General features: G+C 50.8%; 18 protein-coding genes and 1 CRISPR repeat array (1 of these 19 running past the window's edge). Of the genes, 12 read left to right on the forward strand and 6 right to left on the reverse strand.

The features are described from left to right. Nucleotides 1–3,406: direct repeats of the CRISPR family, unit length 32 nt; unit sequence ATCGCACCCCGCGTGGGTGCGTGAATTGAAAC (it extends 303 nt beyond the left edge of the window). Nucleotides 3,407–3,509: 103 nt separating this feature from the next. Then, nucleotides 3,510–3,782, forward strand: a complete 273-nt coding sequence (locus tag BUB59_RS03650; RefSeq protein ID WP_073225735.1) for a hypothetical protein — start codon at nucleotides 3,510–3,512, stop codon at nucleotides 3,780–3,782. Between the two features lie 470 nt (nucleotides 3,783–4,252). On the opposite strand, the gene BUB59_RS03660 is transcribed toward BUB59_RS03650, so the two are convergent. After that, on the reverse strand, nucleotides 4,253–5,686 hold the full coding sequence (locus BUB59_RS03660; protein ID WP_073225739.1) for a glycogen synthase: 1,434 nt from the start codon (nucleotides 5,684–5,686) through the stop codon (nucleotides 4,253–4,255). Nucleotides 5,687–5,826: 140 nt separating this feature from the next. On the opposite strand from BUB59_RS03660, the gene BUB59_RS03665 reads away from it, so the two are divergent. Continuing rightward, a complete protein-coding gene (locus BUB59_RS03665; RefSeq protein WP_073225741.1) occupies nucleotides 5,827–6,885 on the forward strand; it encodes a hypothetical protein in 1,059 nt (352 codons plus the stop codon). Between the two features lie 133 nt (nucleotides 6,886–7,018). Here the strand turns inward: BUB59_RS03665 and opgC are convergent, their stop codons facing one another. Next, nucleotides 7,019–8,053: an OpgC domain-containing protein gene (gene opgC, locus BUB59_RS03670; RefSeq protein WP_073225743.1), complete on the reverse strand. Its 1,035-nt coding sequence runs from the start codon at nucleotides 8,051–8,053 to the stop codon at nucleotides 7,019–7,021. Between the two features lie 12 nt (nucleotides 8,054–8,065). Continuing rightward, nucleotides 8,066–9,199 (reverse strand): hypothetical protein, encoded by a 1,134-nt coding sequence (locus BUB59_RS03675; protein WP_073225745.1) that lies wholly within the window; start codon nucleotides 9,197–9,199, stop codon nucleotides 8,066–8,068. Between the two features lie 114 nt (nucleotides 9,200–9,313). Between BUB59_RS03675 and BUB59_RS03680 the strand changes: the two genes are divergently transcribed. From BUB59_RS03680 to BUB59_RS03695, 4 genes are read left to right on the forward strand one after another with little or no spacing between them, the layout of a single operon-like run. Then, a complete protein-coding gene (locus BUB59_RS03680) occupies nucleotides 9,314–9,952 on the forward strand; it encodes a LolA family protein (protein ID WP_234979919.1) in 639 nt (212 codons plus the stop codon). 8 nt (nucleotides 9,953–9,960) lie between these two features. Further along, nucleotides 9,961–11,580, forward strand: a complete 1,620-nt coding sequence (locus BUB59_RS03685) for a hypothetical protein (RefSeq protein ID WP_073225747.1) — start codon at nucleotides 9,961–9,963, stop codon at nucleotides 11,578–11,580. Next, nucleotides 11,580–12,632: a PorV/PorQ family protein gene (locus BUB59_RS03690; RefSeq protein WP_234979920.1), complete on the forward strand. Its 1,053-nt coding sequence runs from the start codon at nucleotides 11,580–11,582 to the stop codon at nucleotides 12,630–12,632. The genes BUB59_RS03685 and BUB59_RS03690 overlap by 1 nt, the downstream gene beginning before the upstream one ends. A gap of 9 nt (nucleotides 12,633–12,641) precedes the next feature. After that, the gene (locus BUB59_RS03695; protein WP_073225749.1) at nucleotides 12,642–13,829 is read left to right on the forward strand and encodes a DNA replication/repair protein RecF; all 1,188 of its coding nucleotides are present in this window, start codon (nucleotides 12,642–12,644) and stop codon (nucleotides 13,827–13,829) included. A gap of 249 nt (nucleotides 13,830–14,078) precedes the next feature. On the opposite strand, the gene mscL is transcribed toward BUB59_RS03695, so the two are convergent. Then, nucleotides 14,079–14,525 (reverse strand): large-conductance mechanosensitive channel protein MscL, encoded by a 447-nt coding sequence (gene mscL / locus BUB59_RS03700; protein WP_073225750.1) that lies wholly within the window; start codon nucleotides 14,523–14,525, stop codon nucleotides 14,079–14,081. A gap of 82 nt (nucleotides 14,526–14,607) precedes the next feature. Here mscL and BUB59_RS03705 point away from each other — a divergent pair, with 82 nt between their 5' ends. Beyond that, complete coding sequence (locus tag BUB59_RS03705; RefSeq protein WP_073225752.1) at nucleotides 14,608–15,477, forward strand: DMT family transporter; 870 nt, start codon at nucleotides 14,608–14,610, stop codon at nucleotides 15,475–15,477. Nucleotides 15,478–15,499: 22 nt separating this feature from the next. Then, the gene (gene coaE, locus BUB59_RS03710) at nucleotides 15,500–16,048 is read left to right on the forward strand and encodes a dephospho-CoA kinase (RefSeq protein ID WP_073225753.1); all 549 of its coding nucleotides are present in this window, start codon (nucleotides 15,500–15,502) and stop codon (nucleotides 16,046–16,048) included. On the opposite strand, the gene BUB59_RS03715 is transcribed toward coaE, so the two are convergent. Beyond that, the gene (locus BUB59_RS03715) at nucleotides 16,045–17,934 is read right to left on the reverse strand and encodes a glycoside hydrolase family 9 protein (protein WP_073225755.1); all 1,890 of its coding nucleotides are present in this window, start codon (nucleotides 17,932–17,934) and stop codon (nucleotides 16,045–16,047) included. The two genes, coaE and BUB59_RS03715, sit on opposite strands and share 4 nt — an antisense overlap. 173 nt (nucleotides 17,935–18,107) lie before the next feature. On the opposite strand from BUB59_RS03715, the gene BUB59_RS15325 reads away from it, so the two are divergent. After that, complete coding sequence (locus tag BUB59_RS15325; RefSeq protein WP_159433322.1) at nucleotides 18,108–18,278, forward strand: hypothetical protein; 171 nt, start codon at nucleotides 18,108–18,110, stop codon at nucleotides 18,276–18,278. A gap of 3 nt (nucleotides 18,279–18,281) precedes the next feature. Further along, complete coding sequence (locus BUB59_RS03720; RefSeq protein WP_073225757.1) at nucleotides 18,282–19,790, forward strand: Na+/H+ antiporter NhaC family protein; 1,509 nt, start codon at nucleotides 18,282–18,284, stop codon at nucleotides 19,788–19,790. A gap of 20 nt (nucleotides 19,791–19,810) precedes the next feature. Here BUB59_RS03720 and BUB59_RS03725 read toward each other — a convergent pair whose 3' ends face one another. Continuing rightward, nucleotides 19,811–20,725: a DMT family transporter gene (locus tag BUB59_RS03725; RefSeq protein WP_073226074.1), complete on the reverse strand. Its 915-nt coding sequence runs from the start codon at nucleotides 20,723–20,725 to the stop codon at nucleotides 19,811–19,813. Nucleotides 20,726–21,058: 333 nt separating this feature from the next. On the opposite strand from BUB59_RS03725, the gene trpS reads away from it, so the two are divergent. Together trpS and BUB59_RS03735 are read left to right on the forward strand one after the other, a co-directional pair. Continuing rightward, nucleotides 21,059–22,054, forward strand: a complete 996-nt coding sequence (gene trpS, locus BUB59_RS03730) for a tryptophan--tRNA ligase (protein WP_073226077.1) — start codon at nucleotides 21,059–21,061, stop codon at nucleotides 22,052–22,054. 190 nt (nucleotides 22,055–22,244) lie between these two features. Then, entirely contained in the window at nucleotides 22,245–23,186 is a 942-nt protein-coding gene (locus tag BUB59_RS03735) for a YfhO family protein (protein WP_143160213.1), read from the forward strand. The last annotated feature ends 20 nt before the right edge of the window (nucleotides 23,187–23,206 follow it).

Raw genomic sequence — 23,206 nt, forward strand, 5'->3', positions numbered from 1 at the left:
GTCTAGCTGTGATATTGATCGCACCCCGCGTGGGTGCGTGAATTGAAACTGGCCATGAGGCGAATGTACAAGAACCTCGCCTATCGCACCCCGCGTGGGTGCGTGAATTGAAACAAGAATACCAAGGAGGCGGTTTTTGGCTTCTACATCGCACCCCGCGTGGGTGCGTGAATTGAAACGAGAATTGTATGTGGAAGGCGCAACACCCTCGTATCGCACCCCGCGTGGGTGCGTGAATTGAAACACCATCACGAACGAACGGTGCGAGCGTCTTAGATCGCACCCCGCGTGGGTGCGTGAATTGAAACTTTCAAGGATTTCTTCCAGACGGTCCAAGGACATCGCACCCCGCGTGGGTGCGTGAATTGAAACACGAACCCAGTCGCATAGACAGGCGGCTTATGATCGCACCCCGCGTGGGTGCGTGAATTGAAACTACATCCGTCCTTTTGATGCAGACTACGCGATTATCGCACCCCGCGTGGGTGCGTGAATTGAAACAGCATCCTGGTAGCGTTCCTGCTGCTTAATTTATCGCACCCCGCGTGGGTGCGTGAATTGAAACTAAACTGGGCTTCTTTTGCACTTGTTGCTCCAGTATCGCACCCCGCGTGGGTGCGTGAATTGAAACAGAAGGTGAACGGCGAAAAGATTGAATCCTTGACATCGCACCCCGCGTGGGTGCGTGAATTGAAACACAGGATTGTAAGGTGTTTTGCAAGAATGACCATCGCACCCCGCGTGGGTGCGTGAATTGAAACGTATAGTTTACAAAACCACCGTCAACGCCGAAATCGCACCCCGCGTGGGTGCGTGAATTGAAACTTTTCCCAAGCATCGGCTGCTTCGCGGGTAATATCGCACCCCGCGTGGGTGCGTGAATTGAAACGATGTGGCAAGGTCCGCTCGTTCCGCTTCAGCAATCGCACCCCGCGTGGGTGCGTGAATTGAAACCATCGTATTCGCAGTCCGCAGCAGTATCACCAGATCGCACCCCGCGTGGGTGCGTGAATTGAAACAACAAGGTACGGCGTTCGCTCATTGCGCCAACATCGCACCCCGCGTGGGTGCGTGAATTGAAACAAGTATGTTTTTGGAATAAGCAGCATCGTGGTATCGCACCCCGCGTGGGTGCGTGAATTGAAACCGTATTTGGCGACCAATTCCGCAGCATGGAACATCGCACCCCGCGTGGGTGCGTGAATTGAAACCTGCATCTTCTCGGATGCGGCATCCATTTCTTTATCGCACCCCGCGTGGGTGCGTGAATTGAAACCCAGACTCTCGGCGATATTGACCGCAAGTTGTCATCGCACCCCGCGTGGGTGCGTGAATTGAAACAACGACATTTCCCTGAACATCGAAAAGGAGGACATCGCACCCCGCGTGGGTGCGTGAATTGAAACCTGTTGGACCCGCTGAAGGAAACCCAGGCAATCATCGCACCCCGCGTGGGTGCGTGAATTGAAACGTGTCGCCAATCTTCGGGATGAAGGGGTTTACATCGCACCCCGCGTGGGTGCGTGAATTGAAACTAGGAAGCAAATCTTTTACAAACTTCCCAACAATCGCACCCCGCGTGGGTGCGTGAATTGAAACCAGAAACAGAAAAAGTATGACTACCTGCAGAAAATCGCACCCCGCGTGGGTGCGTGAATTGAAACGTAACGGAAAGAACTCATTATACGGCTCCTGCAATCGCACCCCGCGTGGGTGCGTGAATTGAAACTTGACATCTCTAATTCCTTTTTCGTGGCATTCAATCGCACCCCGCGTGGGTGCGTGAATTGAAACTTTGTAAATAATTGTAAACTATTTTTTACAATAATCGCACCCCGCGTGGGTGCGTGAATTGAAACCAACGCCCTGGCGAACGTGTCTACAGCCGACCTATCGCACCCCGCGTGGGTGCGTGAATTGAAACTTTTTGCTGAAGGCAAGGAAAGCGAAGCCAAGATCGCACCCCGCGTGGGTGCGTGAATTGAAACAGTTCGATTAAGGAGGTACCGAGATGGCTGATTATCGCACCCCGCGTGGGTGCGTGAATTGAAACCAAACGAATCCACGCGGCAGAAGACCTTTAAGCATCGCACCCCGCGTGGGTGCGTGAATTGAAACTGTTGAAATCGCGCTCAATGGTACTACCGTTAATCGCACCCCGCGTGGGTGCGTGAATTGAAACATTTCCGTCTCCCTTATGCGTTGAACTGTTCCAATCGCACCCCGCGTGGGTGCGTGAATTGAAACCATACGTTTGAAATACCGCCAGCAATAGATTCATCGCACCCCGCGTGGGTGCGTGAATTGAAACCTTGGATAGCTTGCGGTCGTCCGTGATGGCTCATCGCACCCCGCGTGGGTGCGTGAATTGAAACCCCACCATGAGGGAATTCAAGAAGCCCACCAAATCGCACCCCGCGTGGGTGCGTGAATTGAAACAACATCGTCCGTACTCTTTGTCGGTGCAACATATCGCACCCCGCGTGGGTGCGTGAATTGAAACCAATTTCACAAAACGGCTGTCGTAGTTTTCCTATCGCACCCCGCGTGGGTGCGTGAATTGAAACTACCGTTATTCCCGCAGCTTCGAGCGCGTCAAATCGCACCCCGCGTGGGTGCGTGAATTGAAACTGTCTTTGATGGTTTCGGGGAACGTGAAGCCGCATCGCACCCCGCGTGGGTGCGTGAATTGAAACTGGACGCGATAGCAGAGGCTGAAGCGAAGGCTAAATCGCACCCCGCGTGGGTGCGTGAATTGAAACCTTGCCCCTTGGTGGTTAGCTATTGACGTAAACAATCGCACCCCGCGTGGGTGCGTGAATTGAAACGTATAGTTGAGGTAACGTCAGTAAGAATAGAGATCGCACCCCGCGTGGGTGCGTGAATTGAAACAGAAACAGTTTGATGCAGTCATCAACGAAATGATCGCACCCCGCGTGGGTGCGTGAATTGAAACCCTGAATATACTTTCTTTTTGATCCGGTGTCAATCGCACCCCGCGTGGGTGCGTGAATTGAAACATTTACTTCCATTATACGACCTCCTTCTTGAAATCGCACCCCGCGTGGGTGCGTGAATTGAAACAAGGCATCATTCTCCCAACCAAGCTGACTCCACATCGCACCCCGCGTGGGTGCGTGAATTGAAACATCGAGAAGGCCGGGAAGCCCTACGCCACTTGATCGCACCCCGCGTGGGTGCGTGAATTGAAACATATACCTTAGGTACATTAGAGAGACTCCAAAATCGCCCCCCGCGAGGGTGCGTGAGTTGAAACATGCAGTTCCGTCAGCTATAGAATGGCGATACTATCGCACCCCTCGCGGGTGCGTGAATTGAAACGAAATCCAGCAGGAAATCGACCGTGAAATCCTATCGCACCTCTCGCGGGTGCGTGAGTAAGTAATATTTGTGGTGAACCTTTGAATACAAGTTTAATTTGTAAATAGAACTGTATTAGGTTGTTTTTTCTTGTCTACCGAAAAGTTATATTAGCAGCAAGTTCGATAATGATGTACCCGTTCCTGACGTTAGATGATAATTCAGAAATCGTCCATTCCGAGATGATGAAGGATGGTCGTGTTAAGGTGTACATTGAAAAGCCTGATGAGAAGGACTGCTTCCATCATGCCTCTTGTTACCTGCCCCAATACACATGGGAAGATATATCCGGTTTTTCAGATAGCGAAATAGATCGATACAAAAAGGTGATCGAGTCTACAGCTCATCTTATTCTGGAATTTTCTCAAAAGGGCGGGTTCGATAATGCCAAAAATATTTAGAATCCCTTGATAAACTAAAATTTTTACTATATTACCCCTCACGTTGCAAAACGTACGGGACTGTAGCTCAGTTGGTTAGAGCAGCGGACTCATTGTAATTGTGACACCAGTCCGAAAGGGCTGGTTGCAAACGGGAAGAATTCGGTGAACCCTGACGGGTGGAGACACTACAAGGCAACGCCGAGCCGAGCCAGAGGTACACTTCTGGAAGGTGTAGAGACTAGCGGAGCAGTTTAGCCTGCTTAATGACCGCAATAAGTATCCCGCGCCTAAACTGATCCTTGTGGTTGGCATGGCGAAGACATAGTCCACGGAGGTGCGTAAGCATCACAAACGTAAACCCGCGGGTCCTGGGTTCAAGTCCCAGCGGTCCCAGTGAAAAAAGACAGGTCGTAAGGCCTGTCTTTTTCATATGTAAAGGGAGGGTTTTTCCCCTCCCTCTAGACTCCTTTCCCTTCATTCAGGAAACGTTAGATTCCCAGTTCGCCGAGAATCAGCAAATACTTGGAGACGGTTCTGCACCATTCGTAGTGGAAGCCGCTGTAGGCGTTGACTACGCACTTGTCCCAGTCGGCCACTTCGGTCTTGAACACGTTCTCGGTGTCCTTGGTGCGGCGAAGCATCTGGTCGGGAGCGTTGGCGTCGTCTACCAGGAAGGCGTTTGCTTCGCCGGCAGTTTCCAGACCGTAGTCCGTGAGCATAGTTGCTACACCTACGGTGCGGCCGGTCAGAGGGATGGTTCCCGCTGCCATTGCCTTGAGGATAATGGAAGAGGACGGTTCGCGGAGGTTTGCTGCGAACAGCAGGTCGGAACCAGCCAGCATGTCGCGGAGCACGATGTTGCTGTCGACAGTGTCGTCTTCCAGGTCGTGGATGGCCATGACCGTAGGATACTGGTTGGAAAAATTCTTGTAGTAATCCCAGTCGGGGTCCTTGGAGGAGATGCCCACGATAATGAAGATGTCGAGACGGGCGATGTCGGAAAGGACCGTTGCCAGGGTTTCGGAGGTGTTGCCTGCTTCGGAATCCAGGTGGACGTACATGACGAGCTTCTGGTCAAGGTTCTGACCCAGCTTTTCCTGGAGGGCGTGCTTGGCCCTGCGCTTGGCTTCCTTGATGGGGAGGCAATCCTGGTCGTTGAAGTCCCAGACCTGGTAGCTCACGCCGAACTGTACGCCGATCAGCTTGTCGGCGTTGCGGTTGAGGAAGCCGCTCAGACCACCGGGGAGGTTGGTGTTGAGCATGGCGTCGCGGTAACCGGGAGACGGGAACAGGACCTTGGTTGCATACAGGATGCCGGCCTTCAGAAGGCTGACCTTGCCCCAGAATTCATAACCATCCATGTTGTAGTTTTCGCGGCTAAGACCGATTTTCTCGATCTCGCTGGAAGCTACGTGGAAATCGTAAGTGATGTTATGGATGTTGAAGAAGAACGGAATCTCGCCGGCGTAACCTGCATAGGTGGTTCGGGACAGAGCGCCTACCAAAGCGCCGCCCCATTCGTGGCCCATGATTGCCTGGCACTTGAATTCGGTAGCTTCGGCGTAGGCCAAAGCGGCGGATGCCAGGAACGCAAAGCGCAGGTGGTTGTCGGAATAGGGAATTTCGTCAGGGGGACCGTATACATCCGGTCTGTCGAAAAATTCTTCGTTATAGATGTAAGTGTGGAGGGGGTCCTTGTCGGAAACGTAGATCTCGTAGGACTTGCCCTGGAGCTTTTCTACACCGGTATAGATGCAGTGGTAGCTCTCAAGATCGACCATCAGACTCTTGTAGAGGGGCGAACAGGTCAGTACCTTGACGCCGCTGCTTGCGAAAGCATCGGTCATGCGGTTAACCGCTGTGGCCAGGGGGCTGGTATGTTTCCAGTTACCTGCTTCAGGGCTTACGGCCAGGATGTTCATACCTAAAAAGAGTCTCCAAATAAAAATTTACTTACATCTGTAAGGTTGACATAAATTTATTTATTTATTTTTAAAACGGAATGGCTAAATGATCTTTTTTGAGGACAAACAGCCGAAACTTCTGATAAGGAACTAAAAAAATGAAAAAAATCTTTATTGCCTCCCTGGCTGCAGCCGTTGCTTTCACAATGGTTGGCTGTAAGGGCAAGAACGAGAAGCGCGGCGACGAACATCTTGAAGCAGGTCGCTTTGCTAACGCCATCAAGTCCTACGTGGAAGCAGCCAAGAAGGGCGACGTTTCCGACGAATACTACGACAATTTTGCTAAGGCCCTTATCGGCGGTGCAGAAAAGGAACTGAAGGCTGACATCAATAGCGAAAAGGCAGAAGGTTACTTCGACAAGTTTACTGAAATCGTGGACAAGGTCCAGAATACCGAAGTTGTCCAGTCCTATGTGAACCTGGTTGCTGACCAGGGCAAGAAGCAGTCCGGCGAAGAAGGCGTTGATTTCGCTACCGTCGTGAACGCATTTGCAAAGCTCGACTCCGCAGCATCTCTCGCCAAGCGTCGCGGCCTCTCCGAAGCTAACGTCAAGTCTCTCCGCACCGAAGCTGAAAATGCTTACGTTGCCAAGAACCTCGACGCAGCCAAGTCTGAATCTGACCCTGTGGTTGCTGAATACCAGCTCCTGAAGCTTGCTGAAATCGCTCCGTCCAACGACGCTGTCCAGACCGCTCTGAACAAGAACCGCAAACTCACTCGCGGTTACTTCCTGATCTTCGGCGAACAGATCGGTGAACCGGTCAGCCGCCGCATCGACAAGTGGGGCTACGTCATGGCTATGCCGACCCTCAAGCTCAGCGCAACTTCTCTCTCTGGCGAAATCCAGTTCTGGGCATCTACCGGTAACAACACCGAACTTGACCCGACTCAGATCAAGCTGGTTTCCGCAGACGGCCAGGAAGTCTTTGCAACCACTACTGGTGGCTGGTGCGAAAAGGAAGAACTGGTAGGCCCGAAGAACGACCAGAAGATCGAAAAGAAGAAGAAGAACTTCAAGAAGGGCGAAAAGGGCAAGCTGATGAACGAATTCCAGTGCTCTGCCAACATAGCTTTCTCCTTCCCGAAGAGCTTCACTCCCGACTACATCGAATACAAGGATGAATTCGGTATCGGCCGTAAATTCCTCGGAAAGTAGTTTCTCTGGATAACAGAGCGTACTTGAAAGTGGCTTAAAGATATTTAGGGTCCTCGGCGTTAGCCGGGGACTTTTTGCTTTATGTGTCTTGCTGACGGATGTCAGCATCGGCGGACCCATCTGGACTCAAGGTCTAGTGTTTGGGTTCCCTAAGTTTGGCGATGACCCACAGTAAAATGCAGGTGACTACTGGTGCGATGACGTTCCAGGGGGCACTGTACCTTATGCTGCCTGGGGTAGAGAACCACAGGAGCAGGAACACGATGTGGGAGGAATAAACGTCCAGGCTATGCTTGCCGATAACGTTGGTAAACTTGAAGTCCAGAGCCGCGGGCCACTTCCGGACGATGGCGCCAATAAGCATCATGAACGTGAAGAAGTCTGCGAAGCGCAAGGCTCCCAGATGTTCTCTGCTGGTAAGTGCCTCACCCGGCGTGGGGAGCGGCAATGCCCCGCGGGACCACAGCAGACAGAAGGTGAACGCAAACACCAAAGGCAAGGTCAGCTTGCCTATTACGCGGGTGGAACTCTCGTCGGTGCGTTTCCACCAGGCGGCTACCGCAGCCCCCGTGAAATACACCAGCTGCCAGCTGAAGGGGTCGAACACCCCGTGGTGTGTCCAGCTGGGAAAGATTCCGTTTACGGTATCCCGAATTCCAAATTGCGAGGCGAGCCAAAGCCCTAGGGATGGCAGCCACAGCAGGAATACCTGCCACTTGTTCTTCGCCCTCGTAAAGAAGGGAAACAGGAGGCTTCCTACCAGCATGAGGATGACATACAGCGGCAGAATGTCCATCCATTCCGGAGTGTGGACCAGGCTTAAACTTAAGGGAATCGCTTCCAGCGGGTGGTTGTAGATGGGCTGAAAGAGATAGCGTATTCTAGGGAGCAAAAAGAACCCTAGCGTACCCATCAGGACGAGTGTGGAGAGATGGTAGATCCAGATTCTCAGGGCGCGCTTGCGCATCCAGCTCTGGGTAGGGTCCTTGGCTTGTTTGCTGGTGGCCGCATACATCCCCACAAAACCGGACAAGAAAAAAAAGCCTTCGGCCGCACTGAAGAAGCCGAAGCACTGATAAAGGTATTGGGAAATCGGCTTGCCAAAATGATCCAGGGTCATCTGCAGGAGCAAAAGGCCCCGGATGGAATCTAGCGCGCGGATTCTCACGAGTATTTAAGGTTAGAAGCTAGCCTTTACGCTCATACCCAGAGCGAAGTTCTTGTCAACAAAGGGACCGTAGTCGTCTTCGTTGAAGTTGTAGCCGAACCAGAACACAGCTTCGGTCTTCATGGTGGGGTACAGGTAGAAGTTCATGCCCAGGTAGTGATAGTCGTCGTTGTGAACTTCGGTATCATGGTCATGATATTCGTAGGCGACACCCATGGTGAACTTCTTGTGCAGATTGAAGCTGGGTTCGATAGCGAACAGCATCTGGTCTTCGGTGAAGAGCTGGGGATCGGTATCGTAGTCAGAATCGGTAATGGCGTAGAAGAAGGTGGCGCCCAGGTTAAACACACCGTAGTTCATGCTGGGTTCCAGCAAGAAGGAGTGAACACCGTTGCCCTTGTACGGGTGGAGGCCCCACACGGCGTAGATGCCGTAGTTGAACATTTCGAAGCTCTTGGAGTAGTCTACTTCCAGACCCAGCACGTAGGTATAAGTACGAGCGGCGTTGGAACCGAAGAACCAGTCCACGCTGGGGGTCAGGATCAAGTGCTCGTCCGGACGGTTCAGCATGGGCAGGGAGTAAGTGGCATACATTGCCAGAGTAGAGTCGTTATCTTCGGAAGCACCCATGTAGAACTTACCGCTACCGTACTTTTCGTTGCCGAATTCAGCACCGAAACCGCGGAGAGATTCGTCGCGGACAATGACTGCATTCTTGGACGGATCGCGCCAGAAGTAGTAGTTGAAGGTACCTGCGTTATAGGTCATGTCACCGAAAATCAAGGTCACGTCGTGAGAAACGTCCCAACGGAGCTGTGCACCGTCGAAGTTGAAACCGGTGTAGCGGTTGTCGCTGTCGCTAATGGCTGCGGAATGTGCGAAACCATGACGGATTTCGGAAGCTTCCAGATCACCGTTTGCGTTTACAAAGCTGCTGTGGGTGTTGGCGTTCACGACTACATGGATGTTTTCGTCGAGATTTGCCTGCAGGGACAGGTCAATGTCCTGATTGGCTGCGTTCAGCGGGCTAAAGTCTTTATCAAAATAGCTACCATAGTCCAGGTTTACGTCACCGTGGACTTCGATGTCGGCAGCGAAGGTAAAACCTGCAGCAGTCAGTGCCAGGGGCAAAAGCAGTTTGCGCATAATTATTCCAGTGGTTTAAAAATTTCTTGCGATAAAATAGAAATATCTGAAAAAAAAGACCAAACCTAATGCGGAAAAGTCCTTGTCTTTGGTACTTTTGTAAATTTGGGGAATATGAAGATGCTCAGATTGCTCCCGTATTTTCTGTTTGTGCTGGCCGTTTTTGCCCAGTCCGCTTTTGCCTTGTCCGCTGACGAGGCCATGAAGAAATCTCAGGCTTGGTTCAAGTCCGGCAAGGCTTGGAATCTTGATTTCAGGGTCCAGGTGTTTTATGCGGATTCTCCGGACATTGCTTCCGAACAGGGGAGCCTGCTGGTTGCCGAAGGGGACAAGTTCAAGTTGGATATGGCTGGCATTCGTTTCTATAGCGATGGCGAATCCCTGTGGCAGCATAATGTGGAACAGAAGCAGGTGCTGATCAAGGCTGTGGAAGACTTGTCCAGCCAGCTTCATCCTTCTGAACTTCTCTTTAAGTATCTGAACTGCAAGGCCACTTCCATGACTACAGGCTCCTTCGGGGGCAAGACTCTCTGGGTGTTGAAGCTGGATCCTTCCAAGTATGCAGGGCAGTTCAGCCAGATGGAAGTGTGGCTTTCCCAGAAGGACTTTTCCCCGGTACGCCTGTTTACGGTGGATCCTGCAGGGAACAGCTCCTGGTATAATATCGTGAATTTGAAAGTGTTGAAGACCTTCTCCAATGACGATTTCAAGTACAAGTCCCAGAAGGACGTTGACGAAATCGACATGCGCTAGGAATCCTTATGAAGAAAAGTCTCCTTAAGAAAGTAGTCTGCAGTGTTGCTGTTTGCGCGGGCTTGTCCTCTGCGGCGGAAACCTTGTTCAGTAACTACGCCCTGAATGTCAACGAAACTGGTTCTACGGGTTCCTTGTGGGTGTTTTCCCGCGGGGACACTTATAGCGGTGCGACCCTGCTGGAGCTGACTGTCGGTTCTACGGGGAACGCCCAGGTGGTAAAAAGCACCCAGGTGCAGGTCAGCGATTCCGTGACTGCGGTACAGGATGGAATTTTTAGCGACGTGCTGGCCGAACACCGCCGTACGCCTGCGGTTTATGCAGGTAAGCTGGGTTATGTTCTCCCCATGTTCAAGATGGACGATGACGAACGCTATCGCCAACCGGGTGGCTTCCTCTCCATTCGCGGGGCCAGTGAAGACGATGTGTACGAAATGCCCATCGATGTTCCTGCCGCATTGGAAGATCTGGACTCCGCCATGTATACTGCTGTAGGCGGCTTTGCCTACGATTCATCTGCAAAACAACTGTGGATGGCCCGCGGTGCCGCTGGCATTCGCCTGCATGATTTCTCCAGCAGCAAGGCGAAGACTGCGGATTATGTCCTTAATGAAACTACATCCACCATGGATTCCCTGAAGTCCAAGTACAAGTGGAGCGAAAAGGAAAACCCGTTTATTTTTGATGTGAAGCGTCATCCCGAGACGGGCGATCTCTGGCTTGCAACAAGCAAGGGCGTGTGGACCTACGGTAAGGACGGTTCCGTGAAGAAGGCTTCTGCGACCTTGAACGATTCTGCCCGAGTGACTGGAATCTGGATGGGTGGCGAACCCTTGCAGATTATTGCGGAAACTTCCGTGAAGGGGAAGGAATCTAGCTTGCGTGGGACCCTCTATCGTATGTATGACGGGGAGAAGGATTTCAGTAAGGTGGCATTCCTGGATACCGCTGGAAATTCCCAGAAGAAAGACGTGTATGACGATGGCGACTTTACGGTAAGCGGTGTTGCCTTTATCGGTAACGTGGCCTATGTGGCCGTGGGCACTTCCGGTGCTTCTGTCAGCGGTTACTTTAAGCTGGAAAAGAATGGCGTTCGTGCCTGGGATATGAATGATGACGGAAAGAACCAGTGGCTTTATGGTTACGAAACTGGCGCTACGGATAGAGACGTTGTGATCACGTCTATTTGTTCTTTTCCCTTGGAAAAAAATAGAACTGGCTTAGCCATCTCTACGTATGGTAATGGCATTTCCGTTTCTGCGGATTCCGGTGCAACCTGGACTACAGTCTTGAACCGTCATAAGCTGGGGGGTAACCTTGGTTCTGTTCGTATGGTTCCTTCTGTGATTACCGCCGGCGACCAGGCTCTGGTCTCTTATAAGGTGGGTAAGGATTCCAAGATTACCATCGATGTGTTCAGCTACGACATGAGAAAGATTCGCACGATTGTCAAGAGTGCCCATCGCGATGCAGATGCTTCTCGCAGTACCAATCCTAAGGAAGACTTCTGGGATGGTTATGACGAATATGGAAGGCCTTGTACCATGGGCGTTTACTACGTCCGCGTAAAGGATAATCACGGCCATATTGGCTGGGGTAAGGTCATGACTTTGGGAGGGCATAAGTAATGATGAATTACGAGTTGCGAATGACGAAGGTCTTGCTGACGTTTGCTCTGTTGTTGGTTTGTGCGGTGCCGGTTTTTGCAAAACAGAAGGCTACTTTGGGTAGTTTCGATGGTTTTGTGGAACGTATGGCTGCGGGTACTCGCGAATTGGGTCGTGGTAATACCGGCTCTGCAGATACGGCTTCTATGCCGGCTGCCTACTGGAACCCGGCAATCCTTGGCTTTAGGGAAAATTTCTCCTATACCTTGAATGCTGAAAAGCGCGATCTGGATCGTGCTGGTGGCTCTCTGGGTATTGAATCCAAGGTGGGGAAGCGTATGGGCGTGGGCTTTGCCATGCTTTATCGTGGTGACCTTGCTTTTGACGTGATTGATGATGACGACCAGACCATGGGAACGGCATCTCCCTACTTTACCATGATGTATCTGGGCTTTGCCTATCGTGCTACCCGTCGCGATGCATTCGGCTTGTCTCTTTCCATGAGTTATGACAATCTGGATATTGCTGAATATTTCGACGGCGTGGAACTGGTAGATGATTATCGCAGTCCCGTAACCTTGAATTTGAGCTGGCTCAGACAGTGGAATGAAAAGTGGTCCTCTTCTGTAGTCATCCGTAACATCAGCTTTGGTGAAAATCTTTCTGCCAAGTGGTCCAAGAATACCAGCACTGATAACTCCGTGGCAAGTACGGATGGCGTTCGTCCCAAGGTCCTGCAGATTGGTTTGGGTTATCGCACTCGCATTATGGGCAAGCCTGTTTATGCCTGGATGGAAGCCATTGACTATCAGGTGGCGGATACCTTGCTGGCATTTGATCCGGATCTTCACGTATGGACTGGACGTGTGGGCTTTGAAAGTGAACTGATTCCTAACGGTACATTGCGCGTGGGTATGGACGACTTGAACTTCACCGTAGGTGCTGGCTACAAGTTTGAAATTCGCATCGGCAAGAAGAAGTACCCGTTTGATGTGAACTACGCCTTGATTTATGAATCCGAGGCTGGTCTCTGGACGCCTCTTAGCTTTGGCCTTCGCGGGAACATTCCCTAACGTAGTTTCGTGATCGAAAGCATTTTCATAGATGGCCTCCGCAGTTTAACCGGGTTCGAGAAACAATTCGGTCCCGGTATTACCGTGGTGTATGGTCCTAACGGTTGCGGGAAAACGTCCCTGCTGGAAGGGATCTACCTGCTGTCTCAGGGCTTTTCTTTCCGTGCGAAAGACCTGAAGGAACTGATTCGATGGAATACCAACGAACTGATTCTGCGAGGGACTTTTACCGATGGAGATCGCCAGAGGAATCGCGCCATCAGGGTGCATCGTCGCGGCAATGACGTTCGTGAAAATGGGGAAAACCTGAAGTCCCCTACAGGCTTTTTCGGGAACTGTCCCGCGGTGATTATGCAGCCGTCGGATATCGAACTTTTGAGGGGGGCGCCTGAAGTGCGCCGCCACTGGCTGGATGAGATTCTTTGCTTCCGTTCTCCTGCCAATGCTTCTGTATTGAGACGCTATAAGCGGGTGCTTCAGCAGCGTAACCAGTGGCTCCGTCAGTACAAGAAAGAGGGTTCTGCCGTAGGTGGGGAGGAACTGTTCAAAGTTTTGACCATACAGCTGGTAGAACAGGGCGCCAAACTGTGGGCCGCCCGCTTAAATTTATCTCAGGAAATTTCCCCCATTATTACCAGCTATTACCGTAAGTTGTCTGGAGGTGTGGATGAAATTACCTGCGCCTACAAGAGCTCTATTCTGAAAGAATTGGACGCTATGGACGGTGCGGAATTTCTGGATGACGAAGGCTTGGAGGTCGCTGCCGCAGGGAATATGGCTGCCGATGTGACTGGGGATTATTCCGCAGAAAACGTGGTGGATGAAGAAAGCCTTCGGGTGGCATTCCAGAGAAAGCTGGATGGCCTTGAATTCGTGGAGAAAATGCAGGGCATGACCATGTCCGGGCCTCATAAGGATGATTTAGCCCTGTGTATCGGAGGCTACGAGATGCGCTCCGTAGGTTCTCAGGGGCAGTGCCGTTCCGCTGCGGTGGCCATGAGGTTTGCTGCAGTGGATGTTGCTACCCGCTATGTGGAAAAACCTATTTTGCTGCTGGATGATATCTTCGCCGAGCTGGACGTGAATCGTCGTGACGCCGTTGCCACTCTCATCCGCGAAAAGCAATGTCAGGTGGTAATCGCTACCCCGCAGAAAGAAGACCTGCCCTTTACAGCAGACGATACTATTGAGATGTAGGGGATTCCATCCCCTAGACCCCTGGTTGAAAATACTGCGGCTTCACAAGTGCGGAGCACTTGTTTACCTTGTCTTTTCAACTGAGGGACTGATGTCCCTCAGACACCCTTAACATGATGATGTTTCAATCTGGTAGCCAGAGGGTTGACATATGGTGTTATAGGGGGCGCGCTGCCCTTTAACGAATAAAAAAATCCGTGGCCTTGATGACCACGGACTCTTTAAACTTTGCTCAGTTTAATCCGGAGATTACTTTTTGAGAAGGTCGCGGATTTCGGTGAGGAGCTTTTCTTCTGCGGACGGTTCAGGAGGAGCCGGCGGTGCAGGAGGTTCAGCAGGCTTTTCTTCAGCCTTCTTCATGTTCTGGAGAGCGCCCAGGAACTTCTTCATGACGATGAAGACCACAATGGCCACGATGAGGAAGTCAACGATGCCGCCGATGAAGTTACCATACGGAACGGTCACGCCACCGATTTCAGTGGTGAGTGCCTTGAGGCCTTCGCCAGCATCCTTGCCACCGGCCATAGCGATAACGCCAGTAACGCACGGCATCACGATGTCGTTCACGAAAGAGGTTACGATCTTACCGAATGCACCACCGATGATAACACCGATAGCCATGTCGACGATATTGCCCTTAAATGCGAAGGCCTTGAATTCTTCGAGAAGGGAAGTTGCTTTACCTTTGATACCCATGTGGGGCTCCTTATGTTGAGATTGGCTTAAAAATAGTTTAAACCTTGGGGTTTGCAAGTGGGATTTCTAAATTGTGTGCGCTATGTCATGGTTAATTCTTGCCCTTGCTTCCGCCTTCTTTCTAGGCTGTTATGATTTGGCGAAGAAAAAGTCTGTGCAGGGGAATGCGGTTCGCCCCGTTTTGTTCCTCTGCAGTGCTTTTTACGCCCTTTTGATGCTCCCCGTATTGTTGACGGGCCATTGCGAAAGTCTGCCTCTCCAGAGTCACATTTACCTGATTGGTAAGGCTGCCATCGTGGGCGGTAGCTGGATTTTGACTTACAATGCCCTGGCTCACTTGCCCTTGTCCATTGCGACGACTATCCGCGCTTTGGCGCCTGTGTTCACCATCTTTATTGCGGTGACCTTCATGGGGGAACGTCCCTTTGCCTTGCAGTGGGCCGGCGTTGCCGTGTGTATTTGCAGCTACATCTGCCTAAGTATGGCGGGCCGCAAGGAAATGGGTCACTTTTTCAGCAATGGCTGGGTGATTTGCATGGTGCTGGGGACCATTCTTGCCTCCTGTAGTGGGGTGTATGACAAGTTTATTTTGCAGCGTATGAATTTTGAACCCCTGACGGTTCAGGTCTGGTTTGCCATTTACATGACTTTGTGGCAGTTTGCTGTCTGTGCCATTACCTGGTTCCCTAAACGGAAAACTACCACTCCGTTCCAGTTCCGCTGGAGTTTTGTGCTGGTCGCGGTTTTGTTGCTGGTTGCGGACCGCTGCTATTTCCTGTCCGTCAGCGACAAGGATGCTCTCATTTCACTGGTAACGGTGTTCCGACGTTCTAGCGTGCTGATCAGCTTTGTTGCAGGATTGCTATTCTTTAAGGAACGTAAGAGCCCGCTGAAGTGGGTTGCACTCTTTGGCATTATTACAGGCCTTTGCATGATTGCCTTAGGCAAATAAGGGCGAAGGCTCCGGAGTTTGAATGATTGGAATTACGGGACAGATTGGTGCTGGAAAGTCCTATGTGGGACACCTCCTGCGAAAGCGGGGGATTCGCGTCATTGACGCGGATCTGGCGGTCCACCAGCTGTATCGTGACAATCAGGAATTGCGAGAAGCGGTGGCTCGAGAGTTTGGGCCTGATTCCTTGACGGCGTCCGGAGTGAACCGTAAATTTTTTGCGGATCTGATCTTTAGGGATGCAAGCGCCAGAGTGAAACTGGAAAATCTGGTTTATCCAGTCCTGACGGAGTACGTCCTGACAGAAGCGCCTGACTTTGTGGAAGCCGCCCTATTTGAAAATGTCCCGAGGATGGTGGAACGTCTGGACGAAATCTGGGTGGTGACTGCCCCCGCGGAAATCCGCCTGCAGCGTCTCATGGAAAACCGCAACTTCTCTCAGGAAGACGCACTTCGCCGCATGTCCCTTCAAAAAGAAAAGGACGCCGAGAATTTCTGGCGTCAACTTTTCCCGGGAAAGACCCTCAGGTTTATTTCTAATGCAGGTGATGTTCCTCCGGAACTTCCCTAGTGAATTTGCTTGCCGTTTACGTTCAAGTAGCTCTTCACGCCGTTCTTGGTAAATTCTAGCTGAACCTTATTGCCACGTACAATCAAGCGCTTGTTGTCTGCAGGAGCGACACGCAGTGCGCGCTTTGCCACAATGGGAGTAAGTTCGTAGTTTACCACAGGTTTTTCCGTAATGTCGTAAGAAGTGCTGGTGGCCGCAATTGCCTGGATGCTATTGATGGCGTAGGCAAAGGGGGCATTCCAGTTGATAGCTACTTCATTAGTTGCATAGCTGCAGGAGTTGTCGTAGTAGGAACGTGCCACAGCATCGGGATTGTTGTAGGCTTTTGCACAGTCGGTAGCACTTGCGTTAGCACCGCCTGCTACCATGCCGGGAACCGGAGCCTCAATGCTGTCGGACTGGCTGGGACGATGATGGGGATTCATGGTGGGGTTCACGCCATAGCCTGTGAGATAGGACTTGTCAATGGGATTGCGACCCAGAATGTAGTCCACAATGCTGTTTGCTGCGTTCAGGTACTTTTCTTCCTTGGTGAGAATGTAGGCGTGGAGAAGGATCACAGCCTTGTTGGAAGCAACGCCGTTGGAACCCCAGTAGAAATCGCCCTTGTCCAATGCAACACCGTAGCCGTTGTTTTCCAGGGTGGCGATGAACTTGTTGGCGCTGTTGATAACGAGAGTCTTTGCGGAATCCACTTGGTTTGCGTCGAAAATATCCGGATTGGTTGCGATGTTGTATACGCCCAGCATGTAGCTGTCCTGCCAACTGGGAATACGGACATTTGCGGTACGGATGGTGGTTTTCTTTAGCAGGGCTTCAAATTTCGGGTCCTTGCTTACGCGGTAGATTTCGGTCTGTGCCCAGAAGCGGGTGGTTGCTGGCCTGGAGCCTGTGTAGGAGCCGGTGCTTACATCGGAGGGCTGTTCGTAAACTTCGCCAGAATGGTCGTCTGCCCACATATAGGCTCGCTGGGCGGCGTCGATGCACTTCTGGGAGAATTCCGGATCGTAGGGCTGGTAGATCTCGGAGGCCAGAGCCATCACTGCGGCGAAGTTCAGGGTGGCTTCTTCTGCCTTGCCGATGACGTAGCGCTGAGTGGAGGATGCCTTCAGTGGGGTAACGGTGCCCACGAACTTCAGGGTGGTGAGCTTGTGGAAAACGCCACCGTCAGAATCCTGCATGGTCAGCATCCAGTCCAGATTCCACTTGATTTCGTCAAGAAGGTCGGGAATTTCGTTTTTGCTTTCGGGAATGTTTAGGGAAGTCTTCTTGAAGTATTCCTTGTTGTGCTGGTATAGCTGGAGAAGTGTATAGGTGGTAATGCCGGAGTTTACGATGTACTTGCCGTAGTCACCTGCGTCGTACCAGCCCTTGGGACTTGCAATCTTGGGTTCTACCATACGGTCGTGACCGGTGGATTTGTGGTATGCCACAGCCGTATCCGGGTGTCCCGCTTCGCGAGCCCACTGGCCTGCAAATTCTTCGGTCAGTTCCATGGAGGCTCGCTGGTAATAGAAGAACTTCAGGGATGCCTTTGCGGCTCCTTCCAGAGCGTCATCTGCAATATGGATAGGATGGCCAATCTTTTCGTCACCGACGTAAGCCTGGTAAGTGCCGGCGGTTTTCAGTTCAGAAAAATCAACCAGAGAGGCTGCGGTGTCACCTGCGGGAATCCAGGTTTCTGCCTTGGGTGCAGTAACCGTAAGAGCCACCGTGCCGGATTCATCCTTAAACAAAATGTCCTTGCCTTCCACGTCAACAACAGCCATCTGCTTTTGACCGTTGGTGAGGAAGCCGACTTGATTCTGGTAAGCGGTTGCCGCATACAGGGAAGTTGCGAAACCGGAGGCAATCATGGCGCCAGCGATGAACGTTGTGATTTTCATAAACCCATCCTTGTGATTTTGTTTTTATCAAAATTATTTTTCGGCAGTTGAAATAGGATAGGGTCGGTGTGTACAAAATGTTTTCCGCAGGAACCATTTTGTATACGTCTGTGTCCGAAGTTTTTTATTAGATTATTGATGAGGAATTTTTTTTCGGTTTTCAGGAGGTTGAAATGACTGAAAAGAAGATGAACAATGTGAGAGCGGTGATGGCTCTCAACGACTTGAAAGTGTACGCAAGTTCTCATTCCCTGGATGCCTTGGATTATGCCATTGCCGTTCTTGAAAAGCTGGAAGAAGAAGGCATCAAGCAGCCTCTAGTCAGCTTGGAAAAGGAGAAGTAGTTCATGGACCAGTGGATTTTTGCGACGGGAACTTTCTGGGCTTTGGTGCCTCCCATTGTAGCGATTGCCCTTGCCCTCATTACCAAGGAAGTTTATTCCTCCCTCTTTGCGGGTGTGGTCATTGGGGCCTTCTTTATTTGCCACGGTAGCTTTGGCAGTTTCCTGGATGCCATTTTCAAGGATGGCGTCATCGCCAAGGTTTCTGACCCGTGGAATGTAGGCATTCTAGTGTTTCTTGTAATCCTCGGGACTATGGTTGCTCTCATGAATCGCGTGGGCGGTTCCGCGGCTTTTGGCGAGTGGGCCAAGAAGCGTATCAAGACAAAGACGGGCGCCCAGATTGCGACCATCTGCTTGGGCATCATGATTTTTATCGATGACTACTTTAACTGCCTTACGGTGGGTAGCGTCATGCGCCCCATTACGGACAAGTATAAGGTGAGTCATGAAAAGCTGGCTTACCTGATTGACTCTACTGCAGCGCCTGTTTGCATTATTGCTCCCATCAGTTCCTGGGCCGCAGCGGTTTCCGGATTTGTGGAAGGGGAGGATGGCCTTGGACTTTTTGTGAAGGCCATACCCTTCAATTTCTACGCCCTGTTTACCTTGCTGGCTATTTTCCTGGTGGTGTTCTGGAAGATTGATTTTGGCCCCATGAAAAATTATGAAACTGCTGAGGAAATCATCCAGGCAAAGATGGACGAAGCCCATATTCCCGAAGGTCGCGGTAAGGTCATCGACCTGGTTCTGCCCATTATCCTCTTGATCGTGTTCTGCACCATTGGCATGATTTATACTGGTGGTTTCTTTGCCAGCGGTGCTGACGCCAAGGGCTTTGTAGACGCATTTGCAAATAGCAATGCTTCCGTAGGTCTTGTGATTGGATCTTTCGCCGCATTATTATTGACGCTTGTACTTTATGTGTCCCGCGGGGTCCTTCGTTTTGGCAAGTGCATGGAATGTCTTCCTGCAGGTTTCAAGGCCATGGTGCCCGCTATCCTCATTCTTTCCCTGGCCTGGACTCTGAAGGGCGTTACCGATACCCTCGGGGCAAAAGAATTCGTGGCTGGTGTTGTTAGCGGGGGCGCCGCAAGCTTCATGAACTTCATGCCGGCTATTATCTTCGTGATTGCCGCCTTCCTGGCTTTTGCAACGGGAACTTCCTGGGGAACCTTCGGGATTCTTATCCCCATTGTGGTGGCTGCTTTTAGCGGTGTGGATTACAACCTCATGATTATTTCCATCTCTGCCTGTATGGCAGGTGCCGTTTGCGGTGACCACTGCTCTCCCATTTCGGACACTACCATTATGGCGAGCGCTGGCGCACAATGTGAACATGTGAACCATGTCAATACCCAGCTGCCTTACGTACTTTATGTCGCAAGCATTTCCTTCGTGACGTATATTATCGCAGGCTTTAGCCGTAGTGCGGTTCTCTCCCTGCTGGTAGGTGCCGCACTGACCGCAGGTGGTCTTTTCTTCCTCAAGAAGAAGATGGCCAAGAAGGCTTAACTTGCCTGGCTTAAGGCGGGTTATTTCTTTCCCAGCTTAATCTGGGAGAGGATTACCGCAATGAACATCAGGACGCAGCCCACGCCTTCCTGGAAACTCAGGCGCTCGTTTAATACGGCCCAACCGCCCAGGACAGCAAATACAGATTCAAGGCTCATGAGTAGGGATGCTACCGTGGGCCTTATCTTATTTTGGGCCACAATCTGCAGGGTGAATGCCACCCCGCTGGAAAGTACTGCGGCGTACAGCAGAGGAATCCATGCGTTCCAGTGAGTGTAGATTTCAACGGCGTTCATTAGCCCCGCAGTAGATAACTTCAAGTCCACAAAGAGCATGGGGATGGAACTGACCACGCAGGCTACCAGGCACTGGATGGCCGAAAGTCGGACGTTGTCCACCTCCTGGCAGAAACGATCTGTGATCAAAATCTGGATGGCGAAACTCAGGGCGCACAACAACAGCACTCCATCGGCCGCTTGAATGGAAAATCCATCCTTGATGCAAAGCAGGTACAGGCCCGCCAGTGTCAAGAGAACGCAGAACCAGATTTTTCCCGTAATCTTTTTCCCTAGGAAAACGCTGAGGACCGGCACTAGAATAATGTAACAGGTGGTGAGGAATCCGGATTTTCCGGCGGAGCACCCCAGAAAAAGTCCTAATTGCTGGAAATTGGTTCCAAAACCCAGAGCTAGGCCGCAAAAAATACCTGCTTTCCAGAGATTCTTCGTTTGGAGGACGTTTTGGGGCTTTTTCGGGCTTTTTCCTGCAAAATCGAGGATTTTCGCCAGTCCGAACAGCAAAAATGTGGCTAAAAAGTTCCTGACAAAGGTGAAAACGAAGGGCCCCGCGCTATTGCCTTCGGCTTGTGCCACGAAGGTGGTTCCCCAGATAAAGGCTGCCAAAACCAATAAAAGGCTGTATCCGATGTTTGCCATAACGGCCCGTATATATAGAAAAATCAGGAAAAACATGACCAATATCACATTCTCAACACTTCTCAACGCAAAGATGCGTTTTACTTCTTACAATGGTACTCTGGCGGTGTAAGCAAGGTATTTTAATGAAAAATGGTTGAAACCCTCAATGAGGAAGGAAGCTAAAATGAAATCTCACGAAGTATTCATTGTAAAGCAGATCGTTGCATTCCTGGCTGTTGCCGTGGTTCTCGGTTTCCTTTACGGCTAGTAATCATCCATAAACTTCATTACGAGAGAGAAAGGTCGGCGCGGCTCTATGCCGTGTCGGCTTTTTTTATTAAATTTGGCACCATGAAAAAGATTTCTCTTACCGGTATCAAGCCGACGGGCACCCCCCACCTCGGCAACTATGTGGGCGCAATCCGCCCGGCTCTCGAACTTGCAAAGACCTACGATGCAGTTTACTTCATTGCTGACTATCATGCATTGACCACCGTGCAGAACGGCGCCGAAATGCGTTCCAACATCTATAAGGTGGCTGCAACTTGGCTGGCTCTGGGCCTGAACCCGGAAGAAACCCTGTTCTACAAGCAGAGCGACATTCCCGAAATCTTTGAATTGAGCTGGGCTCTCAGCTGCTTTACCCCCAAGGGCTTCATGAACCGCGCCCACGCCTACAAGGACAAGGTTGCAAAGAACGAAGCCGCCGGCGAAGACGTTGACGCCAACGTGAACATGGGTCTTTACTGCTATCCCTGCTTGATGGATGCCGACATTTTGATGTTCAACGCAGACATCGTCCCCGTGGGTAAGGACCAGAAGCAGCATGTGGAATTTGCCCGCGATATCGCCATCAAGTTCAACAAGCATTTTGGCCAGGACGTGTTCACCGTTCCTGAACCGGTTTTCCAGGAATCCACCGGCGTGATCCCGGGCTTGGATGGCCGCAAGATGAGTAAGTCTTACGACAACTACATTGACATCTTCCTGGATTCCAAGGCTCTCAAGAAGCGCCTGGGCAAGATCGTGACCAACTCCCAGGGCATCGAAGAACCCAAGGATCCGGATACATGCAACGTGTTCAAGCTGTACAAGCTTTTCGCAACTCCCGAACAGTGCGACGCACTGGCTGCCCGCTACCGTGCAGGTGGCCTGGGTTGGGGCCACGCCAAGCAGGAACTGCAGAACGTTCTTGAAGAACACCTGGGCGCCGCCCGCGACAAGTACTTCGACCTTCTGGCCCACACCGAAGAAATCGACAAGATTCTCGCCTACGGTAAGGAAAAGGCCAGAGTCAAGTCCAAGGCCATGATGGAAAAGGTCCGCGAACTGTTGGGTACTTATTAATACCGTTCGTTCAGTACGTTGAGAGAAGAACCTCCTGTTCTTCACTCACTCTCGCCTCCGCTGTCGATTAATATCGGCGGCTTCGGCTCACGGTGAATGTTTTAATGTACTTTTCAGAAGCCCCCGGCACACCGCCGAGGGCTTTTGTGTATATTGATGAAAATGATGGTTGAATATGTGTAATTATTTCTTGGCATTATTTGAAGGTGACGGCGGAATCATGTTTCTGTTGTCTAGTTTAATTGTTTCACTTCCGTGGCTGCTGGGCTATCTGTTTTCTGCACTTCATTCAAAAGGTCTTAAAAAGCCGCTTTGGTTGACATTGTGGATTTTAACGGCTGTGGTTGTGTTGATTATAGCGGGAATCGCGGTGCTTATATCCATTGTTGGCGGACTTCATCCTGGTGGATCTAACGCGACGAATGGATGTGTGTTGGCGATTGTATTTTTGGCTGTTTACCTGCTTTGCTCTTTGCTTGGACGAAAATTTATCCCGAGTAAAAAGAACCATTGGCTGCTGATTATTCTTTTATTTCTTGGCGTTGATTTTGGTATTAGGTACTCCTTGTGGCTTCTCAATGCTGTACCATATGGAGAAATTAATGAAAGTGCGTTGACTCAACAAACTTTGGAATACGGTGCCGGTTTTGATTATGAAATAGCGATTACGTCTAAAGTAGACGGATCTTGTGGAGCCCGCCTTTTACGAATTCGAGTGAAGGGTGATTCAGCTTACTATCAGGTGATTCATGATGAGGGTCGATTTGGACTCTATGTATATGCTGGTGGATGGATGAATAAAATAGATAGAATGCGCGGGGCTAACGATTCAAACCTTTGGATTCTATTAGACTCTCATAAAACTTCTGCCGTAAAAAAGTTGAAAAAGCGTATGGCTTCATATGAGCAAGAAAAAACTTTGATGATGACTTGGGCTGAATATTGTAAAGCCTTTATGCTCGATGATTTTCAAGAGGGGAATCGAAAAACTTTAGTTTTTTGTAATACTGAAAAAGTGCATGTTTATGATGCTTTTTCCATTGAAAAATTAGCAGAAGGACTTTGGCCAACTGATGCTACTAATGAGAATCAGAGAGCCGATGGAAAGAGAACCTGTAACGACGATGATTAATTGTTATAATTATCCTTGAA

This window comes from Fibrobacter sp. UWEL, assembly GCF_900142535.1.
Classification (GTDB): Bacteria; Fibrobacterota; Fibrobacteria; order Fibrobacterales; family Fibrobacteraceae; genus Fibrobacter.